General features: G+C 55.9%; 13 protein-coding genes. 2 read left to right on the top strand and 11 right to left on the bottom strand.

The genetic code is table 11. The annotated features are described in order from the left end of the window. Position 1 precedes the first annotated feature (1 nt). The gene (locus C7476_RS04235) at positions 2–1,117 is read right to left on the bottom strand and encodes an endonuclease/exonuclease/phosphatase family protein (protein WP_114429015.1); all 1,116 of its coding nucleotides are present in this window, start codon (positions 1,115–1,117) and stop codon (positions 2–4) included. 123 nt (positions 1,118–1,240) lie between these two features. Here C7476_RS04235 and C7476_RS04230 point away from each other — a divergent pair, with 123 nt between their 5' ends. Next, positions 1,241–1,582, top strand: a complete 342-nt coding sequence (locus tag C7476_RS04230; protein ID WP_114428668.1) for a BA14K family protein — start codon at positions 1,241–1,243, stop codon at positions 1,580–1,582. Here C7476_RS04230 and C7476_RS04225 read toward each other — a convergent pair. The 10 genes from C7476_RS04225 to nthA all read right to left on the bottom strand — a co-directional run bounded on the left by C7476_RS04225 (position 1,551) and on the right by nthA (position 11,695). Continuing rightward, complete coding sequence (locus C7476_RS04225; protein ID WP_147274611.1) at positions 1,551–3,137, bottom strand: hypothetical protein; 1,587 nt, start codon at positions 3,135–3,137, stop codon at positions 1,551–1,553. The genes C7476_RS04230 and C7476_RS04225 overlap by 32 nt on opposite strands. A 300-nt stretch (positions 3,138–3,437) precedes the next feature. After that, positions 3,438–4,457, bottom strand: a complete 1,020-nt coding sequence (gene ilvC, locus C7476_RS04220; RefSeq protein ID WP_114428666.1) for a ketol-acid reductoisomerase — start codon at positions 4,455–4,457, stop codon at positions 3,438–3,440. 26 nt (positions 4,458–4,483) lie between these two features. Continuing rightward, positions 4,484–5,122 carry a TetR/AcrR family transcriptional regulator gene (locus C7476_RS04215; protein ID WP_114428665.1) on the bottom strand — a complete coding sequence of 213 codons (639 nt, stop codon included), beginning with the start codon at positions 5,120–5,122 and terminating at the stop codon, positions 4,484–4,486. A 383-nt stretch (positions 5,123–5,505) separates the two neighbouring features. Continuing rightward, on the bottom strand, positions 5,506–7,431 hold the full coding sequence (locus tag C7476_RS04210) for a potassium transporter Kup (protein WP_114428664.1): 1,926 nt from the start codon (positions 7,429–7,431) through the stop codon (positions 5,506–5,508). A gap of 142 nt (positions 7,432–7,573) precedes the next feature. Continuing rightward, positions 7,574–8,314 carry a pyridoxine 5'-phosphate synthase gene (locus tag C7476_RS04205; RefSeq protein ID WP_114428663.1) on the bottom strand — a complete coding sequence of 247 codons (741 nt, stop codon included), beginning with the start codon at positions 8,312–8,314 and terminating at the stop codon, positions 7,574–7,576. Between the two features lie 100 nt (positions 8,315–8,414). Beyond that, a complete protein-coding gene (locus C7476_RS04200; protein ID WP_114428662.1) occupies positions 8,415–9,542 on the bottom strand; it encodes an ATP-dependent DNA helicase in 1,128 nt (375 codons plus the stop codon). A 94-nt stretch (positions 9,543–9,636) separates the two neighbouring features. Further along, a complete protein-coding gene (locus tag C7476_RS04195) occupies positions 9,637–10,113 on the bottom strand; it encodes a hypothetical protein (protein WP_210207780.1) in 477 nt (158 codons plus the stop codon). Beyond that, positions 10,070–10,432, bottom strand: coding sequence for a nitrile hydratase accessory protein (locus C7476_RS04190; RefSeq protein WP_281032675.1), 363 nt, complete (start codon positions 10,430–10,432; stop codon positions 10,070–10,072). The genes C7476_RS04195 and C7476_RS04190 overlap by 44 nt, the downstream gene beginning before the upstream one ends. After that, positions 10,419–11,078: a nitrile hydratase subunit beta gene (nthB, locus tag C7476_RS04185; protein ID WP_114428659.1), complete on the bottom strand. Its 660-nt coding sequence runs from the start codon at positions 11,076–11,078 to the stop codon at positions 10,419–10,421. Before nthB ends, C7476_RS04190 begins: the two co-directional genes overlap by 14 nt. Then, complete coding sequence (nthA, locus tag C7476_RS04180) at positions 11,075–11,695, bottom strand: nitrile hydratase subunit alpha (RefSeq protein WP_114428658.1); 621 nt, start codon at positions 11,693–11,695, stop codon at positions 11,075–11,077. Before nthA ends, nthB begins: the two co-directional genes overlap by 4 nt. 73 nt (positions 11,696–11,768) lie before the next feature. Between nthA and C7476_RS04175 the strand changes: the two genes are divergently transcribed. Further along, positions 11,769–13,055: an SDR family oxidoreductase gene (locus C7476_RS04175; RefSeq protein WP_114428657.1), complete on the top strand. Its 1,287-nt coding sequence runs from the start codon at positions 11,769–11,771 to the stop codon at positions 13,053–13,055. The last annotated feature ends 1 nt before the right edge of the window (position 13,056 follow it).

Raw genomic sequence — 13,056 nt, 5'->3', positions numbered from 1 at the left:
TTCAAACCATACTTAGAGTAACGGAAACCGGGCAATGGTCGCTGGCCTTCGGGCGATCCCAGCCGATGCGCGGAAAAAGCTCCACCTTCTGATCGGGCGGAAAAATCGTCCGATAAGGCTGGCCACGGCGGATAATGTCGGGTACCGCATCGGCATTGCTGCGCACGAGCGCTGGTGAGGCGAGAATATAGTCGAGCTGGCACAGATGCCGCTCTTCTGGTCCGCGCGTGTGATAGAGCGTCCAGCGGTCCATGACCGGCCGCCGCTCCACCAGGTTCTCGCAAAATCCGTCATTCAGCAGAATGTCGAGACTGCTGATCGGTTCGCTCACTGGCGCGAAGGTATACCCGACGAGAGAATCCCCGCCGATGACCACTCTTTCGCGATAATCGTTGAAGTCTCCGCAGATCACCCAGCGCTTGCTGGCCGCGCCGCCGCCTGACGCAAACTTGTCCTCGATGATCCGGCGAACTGCTGTCGCTTCCGCCACCCGTACAGGCATGGTTGACGCGCGTCCGTCCATGCCGTTGCGCGGGGAGCCCATCGACTTGAAATGACTGACGAAAAGCGTCAGCGGCTTGCCGCCGATACGCACATCGATTTCCAGGCAATCGCGTTTGAAGATACGCTCATGCGGTTCTATTCCCAGAAGCGCAAGTTCGGGAGTGTGAATTCCGAGATCGTTGTAGGTGAGATGCGCGTGGCTGGTCATGTCGACAAATTCGATCGGCTCGCCGTAACGGGTGTGATCGCGCATCAGAACGGCCACGTCGATGCCACGGCTATCATTGCCCTCGATCATGAATTTGTGCCGGTAGCCCTCTCCCACCATCTTGAACAGATAGCCGAACTCGAAGGCGTTCAACGCCCCGATATTGTCGACCTCCTGCAGGCAAAGAATATCCGCATGCGTTTCTGCGATGGCGAGCGCGGTCAATTGCCTCGTATCGTCTGCATGCGCGATCGCCCGCGCCTGCTCGAGCTGCCGGTACTGCTCCTCATCGTCGATCTGGAACAGCTGCAACGTCCGGTCCTTGTTGAGATTGTTCTTGAATCCCGAGAAATCGAAACGGTTCATGAGGTTTTCGACATTGAAAGTGGCGATGCGAACGGACATGCGGAGACTCGAGCGTTGAACCATGTGACGGGAACGACAACCTAGCCGCATTGACCGGCTCCCACCAGTAGCGATCCACGCGACAAGTCCTTATATGTATGTATTCGAGATCAGGACAGAACGATGATGAAAGCCTTGACGATCATACTCGCGGCCCTCGGCTTTATTCTGACAACCCAGCTTGTCAGCGTATCTGCGCAGGAAATCCGGGGCTACCGCCCGGCACCGCGCGGGCTCGATGCGGTCCCGAGAAAGCCTTATATTCCGGGCAGCGGAACTCCGTCCAATCCTGCTTTGCGCGACTGCACCGGATCGGCGGCCTGCTATGATTTCCGCATTCATCGCCCAATCGGTCCATCCGGTCGGACACAGGTGCAACGTTGTCGCGCGCAATACCAGTCCTATCGGGCTTTCGACAATACCTATCAGCCTTTCACCGGCCCGCGACGCCGCTGCGATCTATAGCGCCTGTTCGAAGCAGCCGAAGCGACCGCGAGTCATAGATCGCCTCGGCGTTTGGCGCGTAGCGCAGGCGCGCCGCACTATCTCCACCAAATACGAGAACATAATCGTAGGAGTTCTTGAGTGTTTCATATGCCGGCGGCGCTGCAGCCGGATCATCGGTTCGCGCTAACGCGGCTAGTGAGGCATAAGGTGCGCGGTAGGCAACCCAAAATGGCTGGAACGGCCAGATGTAGAAATTCGACAGGAATGCTGAGCCGTCGATGACACTCCAGGCGCCGGCATGGACCGAAATCGAGGAGGCAGTGGTTTCGCCGTGGTCCAGCGTAACCGTGGCAATCCTTGAGCCCCCAGCAACCTGATGCAAGGCGCTTCTGACGCGTCCGTACTCGCCATCTCGTATTCCCCACTCGTAAGTCGTCTCCAAACTGATCAGAAATACAACCGACGCAATTACCGCCAGCGCGGCGCCCGGAATCCACCTGCTGCGCTCCGTGGCTTCCAACCCGCACCACGCAAGGAGGCAACAAGCGGGGATCAGTCTGATGTCGACGAGGTTGGATCCGAACCCGGAGGGCGGGAGAAAGGCGATTGCAATAGCCAGCAGTCCCGCCATCCATCGTGCTGGAGTGACCAGCCGCAGCGCACCACTTCGAAAACTGAAATAGAGCGCCAGGACCAGAGGTAAGCCGATCGCAATCTGTGCGAGCAGATAGCCGGAAACACCTATCCCCGGTGTAAGAAATACAAGCATCATCTTATAGACGATCGATATGCCCATTCCTGTGTAGGGGCTCGGTGCCGGTATATAGCTTCCCGCTGAATTCGACGACACCAGCACATGCAGGATGGCTGCCGGCACGAACTGCATCAGTGTCAAGACCAGGGAGCGCCATGTGAAAAGAGTTGGCAGGCAGCTCCGGCTGCGTACAAAACTCAGTTCATACCCCACGACGCCGATAACGTAGATGCCCAGCGCACTCAAGTGGCACAAATATACGACGACGCAACCTGCCGAGAAGGCTATCAAGCGAAGCCGGCCCGCGACGATCCACGCTGAAAGTAGCCAGAAGGCGACACCAACGCCAAAGAGGTAGTTCAACAGGCCTAGCTGGAACATCGCATTGTTGGCAAACAGCAACACCCCAAGCAGCAGATAGCTGAAGCGGCCCGTGATGGCGCGACCGACTATGACGGCGCCAGTGGTCAACAGCAACGTTGAAAGCGAGGCGAAGACCTTGAGTGCGAGCGCAAGGCTCATCCAGCGCGCCAGTCCCGGTACGATGACCTCCATCGCCAGATTGGTGCCGATCTGCAGGTCGCGAAGTTCGTAGTAGCGCTGCAGCATCCCGGACTGCGAAAGATGTATTAGTGTGTGAATGCGGGCCAGATGATTTGGAAAGTCTGTGATGTCTGGGTACTGGACCCAATAGAGCGGAAACTGCGTCACCGCGAATAACGCCAGAAACCAGCAGGCGAAGTTTCGCGATGGAAGTGTTCCGGTGTCAGACGCAATCACAGACATGTCGCTCGTATTGGCCGGCCGCTTCATATCCATTTTGCGTTCATCCAATCGGATATTTGATCTCCAGCGTCTAAGCCCGCAACCTTGTCTGGAACTGGATGTAATCGCGCAACCTAGGCGGACTAGTGCAGTTGAGTTGTCTCCACACAAAAAGGCCGGTGAATTGCTCCACCGGCATTCCAGGCAAATTAAAGACCGTTTGAGAATTCGTCCCGATGAATCAGCTCGTGTGATTTTCGAGAACCGGCGCACAGCGGACTTTTGGGTCCGTGAGCACCGGAAGTCGAGAAAATTGCATCAGATGGCCATCGGGGCGGATTGGCATAGGTCTTTTTAGTTTTTGGCCTTGTCGACCAGCTTGTTGCTGCCGATCCATGGCATCATGCCGCGCAACTTCTCGCCTACTTCTTCGATCTGGTGCTTGTCGTTGTTGCGACGGATGGCCTTGAAGCGCGATGCGCCGGCCTTGTATTCCTGCATCCAGTCGGAAGTGAACTTGCCCGTCTGGATGTCGTTCAGAACGCGCTTCATCTCGGCTTTGGTTTCTGACGTGATGATGCGTGGACCGGAAACATATTCGCCCCACTCCGCGGTGTTGGAGATCGAGTAGTTCATGTTGGCGATGCCGCCTTCATAGATGAGATCAACGATCAGCTTCACTTCGTGCAGGCATTCGAAATAGGCCATTTCCGGCGCGTAGCCGGCTTCGACCAGTGTCTCGAAACCGGCGCGGATCAGCTCCACCAGACCGCCGCAGAGGACGACCTGTTCGCCGAAAAGATCGGTTTCGCACTCTTCACGGAAATTGGTTTCGATGACGCCCGAACGGCCGCCGCCAACGCCGCAAGCGTAGGACAGAGCGAGGTCATGTGCATTGCCCGACGCATCCTGGTGGATGGCAATCAGGCACGGAACTCCGCCGCCCTTCTGGTATTCGCCGCGAACCGTATGGCCCGGGCCCTTTGGCGCGATCATGACCACATCGACCGACTTCTTCGGCTCGATAAGACCGAAATGAACATTGAGACCATGGGCGAAAGCGATCGCCGCGCCATCGCGGATATTGTCGGCAATGTGATCTTTATAGATGTCGGCCTGGAGTTCGTCCGGCGTCGCCATCATCATGAGATCGGCCCATTTGGCGGCATCAGCCACATTGACGACCTGAAAGCCATCCGCTTCGGCCTTTTTGGCAGTAGCCGAACCCTGGCGAAGCGCGATGCGCACGTCCTTGGCGCCGCTGTCCTTCAGGTTGAGTGCATGGGCACGTCCCTGCGAACCATAGCCGATGATTGCAACCTTCTTCGATTTGATCAGGTTGATGTCCGCATCGCGGTCATAATATACGCGCATTGATTTATTCCTTCCAATGTGAGGACCTAGTGGCCATTTTGAGCTCCGTAAAGAGCCAGAAACTGCTGTGTCGCGCGAAGGGAATCCCGTTCAATCGACGCATCAGTCAATTCCAGCCGGTCACCAAGCAGCAACCGGATTTGCACGTCCCGGACAACCAGTCCGAAAAAGGTGCGAAACGCTTCATCTGTCTCGTCAAAATGCAGGAGACCGGTATTGCGACCGAGCTGCAGCAATGGCTTGAGCCGGCGAGCCATGGCAAATGGTCCGTTCTCCAGCACGATGACGCCGAGGTCGTGCTTGTCGCTGCCGGCATGACCAACGGCCACGCGGTTAAGCGCCACGGATATGGTCCCGGAGAGGACGTGCAGCCAATCTGAGGCGAAACGCTGAAGACCGGCGGTCAGCGAAGCGAGATCAAACGCCTCAGGATTCACCGGGACGGCCCTCACCTTCGAAGCCTGCCATTGGACGGTCGCCGTGAGCAGTCCGTCACGGTCACCGAACCACTTGTAGAGGCTTTCCTTGGAACAGCTGGCGCGGCGCGCGACGCTGGTCATCGTCAGCGCGTCACCCGCTTCGACCAGGAGTGCAAGCGCAGCATCGAGAACGTCCTTCTGACGCTCCGTCAATGCATTCTCGCCAACGTCGACTGCCAATTGCACCCTCAACTCCTCCACCGTACCGTACCGTACGTTACGGCGGCGGTTCTAATACGGCGCCAGGTATTTGACAAGACCGAAAGTGAGACAATTTCTCGCCCAACCCATTCAAATCTTGCGCGAGAAAGTTCGAAACCCACACAAGAATACTCAAAACTGGCACAAGAAAGCGCGAATCCGGCATAAGAATTTCCACCATAAATTGAAATTTTGGTGTGCCAGGTAGAGTGGATGCCCGCGCAAAGGTTTGTCGAGGTCCATGTCAGGGCGAGGCGAAAACGGTGGTTTTCGAGCACCGGAGCGCAGCGTACATACTGGTACGTGAGCACCGGCGCGCAGAAAAACGCCGTTTGCAGACAGCCATGGCATGAAGATCGACAGGGACCCTAAATGTTGACCTGCGTTCCAATCTCCACAACGCGGCCGGTGGGAATCTGGAAATATTCAGTCGCATCGCTGGCTGTCCGGGCGAGCGCAATGAACAGCCGATCCTGCCAGCGCGGCATTTCCGATCGGGCCGACGCTTTCAAGGATCGACGCGACAGGAAGAAAGAAGTCGTCATGATATCGAACTTCCATCCCTGCTTCCGGCAGATCGCAAGTGTGCGCGGAATATTCGGGCGTTCCATGTAACCAAAGGTCAGAGTAACGCGCATGAAGAGGTCATTTATAGGCTCGATACGCACCCGATCGCTCTTTTTTACCAAAGGCGTCGGAGCGGTAATCACCGTCAGAATAACGTTATTCTGGTGCAGCACTTTGTAATGTTTGAGACTGTGCATCAGCGCGGTCGGCGTACTCTTTGGATCACCCGTCAGGAAAACAGCAGTGCCTGGTACGAGCGTCGGCGGGTTCTCGGCCATTTTCCTCGAAATGAGATCGAGGGGCACCTCGCCCTTGCGGGTTTTTTCGAAGAGCTGACGGCTGCCGCGCACCCACGTGAACATGATCAGTACCACAAGGAACGCGACGACCAGCGACGCCCAACCACCATCTATGACCTTGATAAGGTTGGCGCTGACAAAGGTCAGATCGATGATGAGGAAACAAAGGGTCACCGATATTGCCACCCACAAACGCCACTTCCAAATTCTGCTCATGACGATGAAAAGCAATATCGTCGTGACAAGCATGTTTCCGGTTACCGCTATACCATACGCGGACGCCAGATTGGACGACCGCTCAAAACCAAGCACCAAAAGGACCACGACAAGACCAAGCAATACATTGATACGCGGTAGATAGACTTGGCCGGACAATTTCTCCGACGTGTGCTCGATGTTGAGACGCGGTAACAGATTGAGCTGCACGGCCTGCCGGGACAGGGAATAGGCCCCGGAAATAACCGCCTGACTGGCAATAACGGTTGCCATCGTGGCGAGTAGCACCATCGGCAAAAGAGCCCAGTGCGGGAACATTTCGAAGAACGGATTTTTCGCTGCCTCCCCGTTTGCCAGAATGAACGCGCCTTGCCCAAAATAGTTCAGCAGCAGACAAGGGAAGACAATCCACATCCAGGCCGTCGCGATCGGTTTGCGCCCGAAATGGCCAAGATCGGCATAGAGGGCCTCTGCCCCCGTAACAGCAAGAAACACCGTGCCGATAGTGGGGAATGCGGTAACTGGATTATCTATAATGTATTCAACGGCATAGATGGGATTGACGGCAGCAAAAACACTCCAGTCGTCGGCAAGGTGCCATAACCCAAAGAACCCGATAGCGAGAAACCATAGCAGCGTGATCGGGCCAAAAATGGTCGCGACACGCGCAGTACCAAAGCGCTGAACGGAAAAAAGGGTTAAAAGGATCACCAGCGTGATCGGCACGATGAACGGCGTCAGTCTCGGTGTGACGATCTCAAGGCCTTCAACAGCCGAAAGCACCGAAATTGCCGGCGTAATCACCGCATCGCCGTAAAACAGCGATGCGCCAACGATTCCAAGGGCCAAAATAAGCTGCGGGCGAGTCTTGAAGCTCGCCCGTGCCAAAGCCATCAGAGACAGGATACCGCCCTCGCCGTCATTGTCGGCGCGAAGAACGAACAAGACATACTTGATCGTTACGATAACTGTCAGTGCCCAGAAGATCATCGAAACAACGCCAAGCACATCGGTGCGGCTCAACGTTCCATCGAGGGAGGCAGCATGGAGCGCTTCGCGAAAGGCATAGATCGGACTTGTGCCGATATCGCCATAGACGACGCCGAGAGCACCAAGAACAAGAACCGGAAAGGCCTCTTTGTGATGCGGTTCCGATTCATGAACGACGGGACCGTTATCACAGTTCTCGTCATCCAACTGTTGTTCACTCATACAACTTTTCCCTCGCTCTGACAGCGTGGGCGGACGAGTTAGTCGTGTTGCACCGCAATATCAATCGCCATTTTTTCATAGCTGATCGCCCGAGATATGCGAAAATGCATAACAAAGCAAATCCTGCACCCGAATCAAAGGCCTAGGCTTGAAGCGCATTGAGGAATCTTTCCACAGCACCAGACATCCCGTGCACCAAAGCGTCCGCTGTAAGCCCATGACCGATAGAAACCTCAACAAGATTTGGCATTTTTTTCACCAATGCCGCCAGATTGGCCACCGTCAGATCATGCCCTGCGTTCACCGCAATCACTGCTTTTGCCGCCGCCAAGGCGGTCGATTCCAGCTTTGCGAGTTCGCTGGCTTGGAGGCGTGGATCATCGTGTGCGCCTCCATAAGGGCCAGTATAAAGCTCAACCCGGTCAGCGCCAAGCACCTTGGCCATGGCAGGCGCATCGGGGTGGGGATCGATGAATAATGAAACGCGAATACCTTGTGCTTTAAGACGGGAAATGATCGGTCGGAGGAATTCCGCATCGCGTTCCAAATTCCAGCCATGATCCGATGTCGATTGCGCCGGATCGTCCGGCACCAGCGTCACCTGCTCTGGTTCATTTGCAGCGACAAGGCCCAGAAACTCCGGCGTCGGATAGCCCTCGATGTTGAATTCAGCCTGCGGAAACTCATCATCGATAAGCGCGCGAATTGCCGGCAAATCGGAAAAACGGATATGTCTCTCGTCGGGGCGCGGATGCACCGTCAAACCGGATGCGCCAGCCGCCAAAGCGATGCGTCCAAGACTAATGACGTTGGGCCAGGGCAGATCGCGTCTGTTGCGCAGCATCGCGATCGCATTGAGGTTGACGGAGAGTGATGCGGTCATGATCTAACCCATACGCGGAAGCACTGGCATTTTCTTTACAGCAGAAACGCGGCATTAAATATTGCTATTTCATCTAAACTCAAAGATTGAGTCCTTTGGTTCATCGCACGACAGTCAAGCGTTCCGCAGCGCGGGTGATTGCGGTATAGAGCCAGCGTTCACGTGTATCACGAAAAGCATAGCTTTCGTCGAAGAGCACGACCTCATCCCATTGTGATCCTTGCGCTTTATGGGTCGTCAGAGCATAGCCGTAATCGAAATCGTCAAACCGTTTCTTGGTCTGCCACGGTATTTCGGCGTCTGGGTCATCGAACTGAGATTTCAGCAGTTTTATCTTGGCGACACCCCGCCCCGGCTCCTCATCTTCAGGAGCGACCAAAAGATTGATCCCGGGTTTCACGGTTTCACGCGACGAGGTCATGACCTTCCATAGCGAACCATTGAGCAGGCCCTTTGCCGGGTCGTTGCGCAGACAAACCAGTTTGTCGCCAGCCTGTGGAAAAGACGCGGAAAAACCCTTCAACTCTCGCAGACGCTGATTGTAGCGCCGGCGCGTTCGGTTGGTCCCGACAAGCACCTGGTCGGCACCGAGCACCAGTTCCTGTGTGACGTCCGTCTTCGAAATCACCTTGGCCGCTCCAAAATCGCCGAACGTGAACTCACGGCCCTCGCGTACATCGAGCGCCAGACGAATGATGGGATTATCACGCGCTTGCCGGTGAATCTCACTCAGGAGATAGTCTGGCTCGTGCTCGGTGAAAAAACCGCCGCCGGAAATTGGCGGCAACTGACCGGGGTCGCCCAGCACTAGGATTGGCGTTCCAAAGCTCATGAGATCCCGTCCCAATTGCTCATCGACCATGGAGCATTCGTCGACGACGATAAGCTTGGCCTTGGAAACCGGACTTTGGCGATTCAAGGAAAATGTCGGAGCAATGCTGGTTTTGCCAGTGGTCTCATTTTCCACCGCCTCTTCACCGCGCGGCCGATAGATCAGAGAATGCAGCGTGCGGGCATTGGCAGCGCCTTTCGAACGGAGCACCTGCGCTGCCTTGCCAGTAAAGGCTGCAAACTGAACGTCACCCTCGATGTGCTCGGCAAAATAGCGGGCAAGCGTCGTCTTGCCCGTACCGGCATACCCGAAAAGCCGAAAAATCGGGCTGCGCCCGTCTTTCAGCCATTTTGAAACAGCCCGAAGCGCTTCGTCTTGTTGCGGTGATAATTGCATAGTCCTGAGTGGCAGGATTCGCCGTCAAAGGGCAAGGAAAATGGACGCGAGGAGCATTAGACTTAGGGTCAAGACTCACTAATAGGTCCTGACCCTATAGGTTATCGGGATTTCCCGGCCGTATCTGTCCCTCGCCAACACGGCCGAACTGTTGATTCATCATGCGAAAACGATCGCCATTAACTTGCAATGTCCAGCATATCTTCTGGTCCTCGCCCTCATAGGTCAGGCAAAGATTGTCCTTTTCCAGGTTCCACTCGCCGGCATAGGGCATGCCCTTCGTCGCAACCTCCTCGGGCTTGCAGCACTGGATCATCTTGCCGCGAGACTTGCCATCCGGGCCAAGGAATTCAGTGAAGTTGAAGGGCGGCTCAGCTTTGACTTCGCCGGTCAGGGTTGCTCCGGTGATGACTTTGCGTAGATCGTCTTCGTTCGGCGTCGACCAAGACGTGTCTTGTGCCGAGGCATGACTGATAAACAACATGAAAGTGGAGACCAGCAGTGTAGCGAGCGAGCGTATATTCATCTCAGGATCGGTCCGGATCATTTTCGAGGCGGATGGGTTGGCCATGCGGTGTCGCATGAGCAGCGCGTTGCCAGGCCGCGGCCAATTGATCGATATCATGGCTATCCGCGACATTCTTGGAGGCAATGAGCGACTCCAACGCCTCAAGCCAGCAATGATAGTAGTCACTAGCATCATCCAGCGCGCCAGGGTGTTTCAGTTTGCCGGAAAGCGTGGCCGCCCACTCCTCCCAGGTGAACAACCCGCGGTCATGGAGGGTAACGGCCATTGCAAAGGCTTCCGCCTGCCAAGGTTCGGCAAATACCGGACCGTCACCGCTCGCGGGTAGTCCGCGCGAGTGAGTGATCAGCTCACGCAGGCTCAAGATAACTCTCCCAGGCATCAATACTGACGGTCAAAGTAGGATCAGCTCCATCGCCCCATATCTCTGGCGCGGTAAAGACCACCGTATAAACATATTGGGGGTTCTCACCCTTGCCGTGAGCATTGGAGTCCGGAAAGACAAAGCCATCGCGGACAGCCTCGATTACCCCCAACCTGCCGCGCGCATAGCGCGGCAATCGCGTATGCGTTACCGGATTGAAATTACGAGTACGGATGCGATCGCCTGGCTGGAAGCGCGGCTCACCTGCCACAGGACGATCGCAAGGGCCACCTTTCGCAAGGGCTGCAGCGACATTTTCCGCTTTCAAAACACGCTTTGGCTGAGTTCCTTTGCCAAGTGAGCGTCCTTTTTCGAGTTCCTGCGACTGGACAAATCCATGGCGCTTCAGCAAGACCTCCAGCGCCTTGGCCCATATTTCATAGTAGGTGGAGGCGTAATAATCCGCAGGATGCAGACTTTCGCGGGCATGACGGCTCTCGTCGATGTTCCAATGCCCCATCGCACCTGCGGCGATTGTCATGCCCATCGCCCGTTTTTCCCAATCGGCGTGAAACAACGGCTCGTTCTTCTCGGGCGCAACGGGCCCAAAACCCATCTGTCCGCCAAGATCATGCGGCCCGTTCATCCTGCCCCCGGTGCCCGTGCCAGACCCGTCCCGATCATTGAGTCTCGCGTGACGAGCTCGGCAAGCTGTTCTTCACTCAGACCTTCGCTACCTTCCGGGCGCATTGGAACGACCAGGTAACGCAGTTCGGCAGTCGAATCCCAGACACGAATTCTGGTCGTTTCCGGAAGCGTCAGATCAAACTCGACCAGTACGCCACGCGGATCAATAACGGCCTTCGATCGATAGGGCGGTGATTTATACCAGACAGGAGGCAAGCCAAGCACCGACCACGGGTAGCACGAGCACAGCGTGCACACGACGAGATTGTGTGTGTCCGGCGTATTAAATACCGCTTGCATGTGCTCGCCCTGGCGCCCTGTGTAGCTCAGCGACTCAATTGCGGCTGTTGCGTCGCGCTTCAACCATTCGGCATATTCCGGATCCGACCAGGCTTTTGCGACGACCTTCGCCCCGTTGCGTGGACCAACCTTCGTTTCATACGTATCAACGATTGCATCAATCGCCTGCGGGTCGATCAGGCCCTTCTCCGTCAATATCGTTTCCAGGGCGCGCACGCGCGCCGCCATTGGATCGAGCTCATTATCGTGGTGGTGGTCGTCATGATCATGTGGCATGAATTGACTGTAATGCGAGGCTTACGACTCAGCAAGTCGCGTAGCTTTCAAAAACGGGTGTACGTACTCTCTCATGAAAATATTGGTGTTGGGCGGCAATGGATTTATCGGTCAATCGGTCTGCCAAAAGCTGGCGGCGGAGGGCCACTCCGTGACGGCTTACGGACGGAATATCGCGGAAGCCAGCCAGCGTTTGAAGAACGTTATTTGGCACTCCATCGATATCGGCACGCTTACCAGCGCCAACAGCTGGCAGGCGCCGATAGCGGGAATGGACGTTATCGTTAATTGTGCTGGCGCTTTGCAGGATAGCAGCAGAGATGATGTGGTGACTGTTCAGCAAGACGCCATGTTTGCGCTGTACAAAGCTGCCGAATTATCCAATCTGAGTTTGATCGTTCAGATTTCAGCAGCGGTTAAGGGGAATGGCGCAAATTTGCCTTTTATCGCAACCAAACGCGCAGCCGATGAGATTCTGGGACAATCGAAGATCCCGCATGTCATTTTACGACCTGCCTTAGTGATCGGACGGAACGCGCATGGCGGCACAGCGCTGCTTCGCTCGCTGGCGTCTTTTCCTAGGATCACACCTTTGATCTATGCAGATCAACCCATACAGACCGTTACTCTTGACGATGTCGCACGGGCGGTCAGTGCCTGCCTTGAAGGCCGAATTCTACCGGGGAGCGATGTGAGCCTGGCCGCATCGCACGTTCACACCCTGGCAGATGCGGTTGCAGCACATCGATCCTGGCTCGGACTTCCTCCAGCCAACCTTGTGCGCATACCACAACTACTTGCTTCGGTCGCTGCCTGGATGGCCGATTGCACCGGGTTCCTGGGGTGGCGTTCGCCGCTGCGATCCACTGCGATTACCATCATGTCCGACGGCGTCATTTCCGTTTCCCCTCCGACAGAGTCTCTGCCGCAATTACTGACGCTTGAGCAGACCCTTGCGGCAAACCCAGCTGGCGCTCAGGACCTATGGTTTGCGCGACTCTATCTCCTCAAGCCACTTGTCATTCTTACACTGTCCCTCTTTTGGATTGCTTCTGGAGCTCTCACTTTGTGGAGCCTTGATGCGGCAACAATGCATCTCGCAGCACATCTTGGACAAGCCGGTGCGGCGTCAGTGACAATCGCGACAAGCATTGCCGATATCCTGCTGGGAGGTCTGGTGTTGTTCCGACGCCACGCTGCAGGAGCAATGCTGGGCATGTTGAGCTTGAGCATCGTCTATCTTGTCGGAGGGACGCTGCTTGAGCCCTCACTCTGGCTTGATCCTCTGGGATCGTACGTCAAGATATTTCCATCATTACTTCTCACCCTTATTGGTCTCTCTATCCTTAATGAACGCTGAT

The sequence above is a fragment of the Phyllobacterium bourgognense genome (assembly GCF_003337575.1).
GTDB classification, from domain to species: domain Bacteria; phylum Pseudomonadota; class Alphaproteobacteria; order Rhizobiales; family Rhizobiaceae; genus Phyllobacterium; species Phyllobacterium bourgognense.
Note: the sequence above shows the minus strand (reverse complement) of the source record. Positions and strands in the feature narration are given on the sequence as shown.

Coding starts and splice junctions, on each gene's coding strand:
- C7476_RS04230 (WP_114428668.1), top strand. CDS start 1,241: ATGATGAAAGCCTTGACGATCATACTCGCGGCCCTCGGCTTTATTCTG.
- nthB (WP_114428659.1), bottom strand. CDS start 11,078: ATGAACGGGCCGCATGATCTTGGCGGACAGATGGGTTTTGGGCCCGTT.
- C7476_RS04235 (WP_114429015.1), bottom strand. CDS start 1,117: ATGTCCGTTCGCATCGCCACTTTCAATGTCGAAAACCTCATGAACCGT.
- C7476_RS04195 (WP_210207780.1), bottom strand. CDS start 10,113: ATGGCCAACCCATCCGCCTCGAAAATGATCCGGACCGATCCTGAGATG.
- nthA (WP_114428658.1), bottom strand. CDS start 11,695: ATGCCACATGATCATGACGACCACCACCACGATAATGAGCTCGATCCA.
- C7476_RS04225 (WP_147274611.1), bottom strand. CDS start 3,137: ATGGATATGAAGCGGCCGGCCAATACGAGCGACATGTCTGTGATTGCG.
- C7476_RS04210 (WP_114428664.1), bottom strand. CDS start 7,431: ATGAGTGAACAACAGTTGGATGACGAGAACTGTGATAACGGTCCCGTC.
- ilvC (WP_114428666.1), bottom strand. CDS start 4,457: ATGCGCGTATATTATGACCGCGATGCGGACATCAACCTGATCAAATCG.
- C7476_RS04175 (WP_114428657.1), top strand. CDS start 11,769: ATGAAAATATTGGTGTTGGGCGGCAATGGATTTATCGGTCAATCGGTC.
- C7476_RS04200 (WP_114428662.1), bottom strand. CDS start 9,542: ATGCAATTATCACCGCAACAAGACGAAGCGCTTCGGGCTGTTTCAAAA.
- C7476_RS04205 (WP_114428663.1), bottom strand. CDS start 8,314: ATGACCGCATCACTCTCCGTCAACCTCAATGCGATCGCGATGCTGCGC.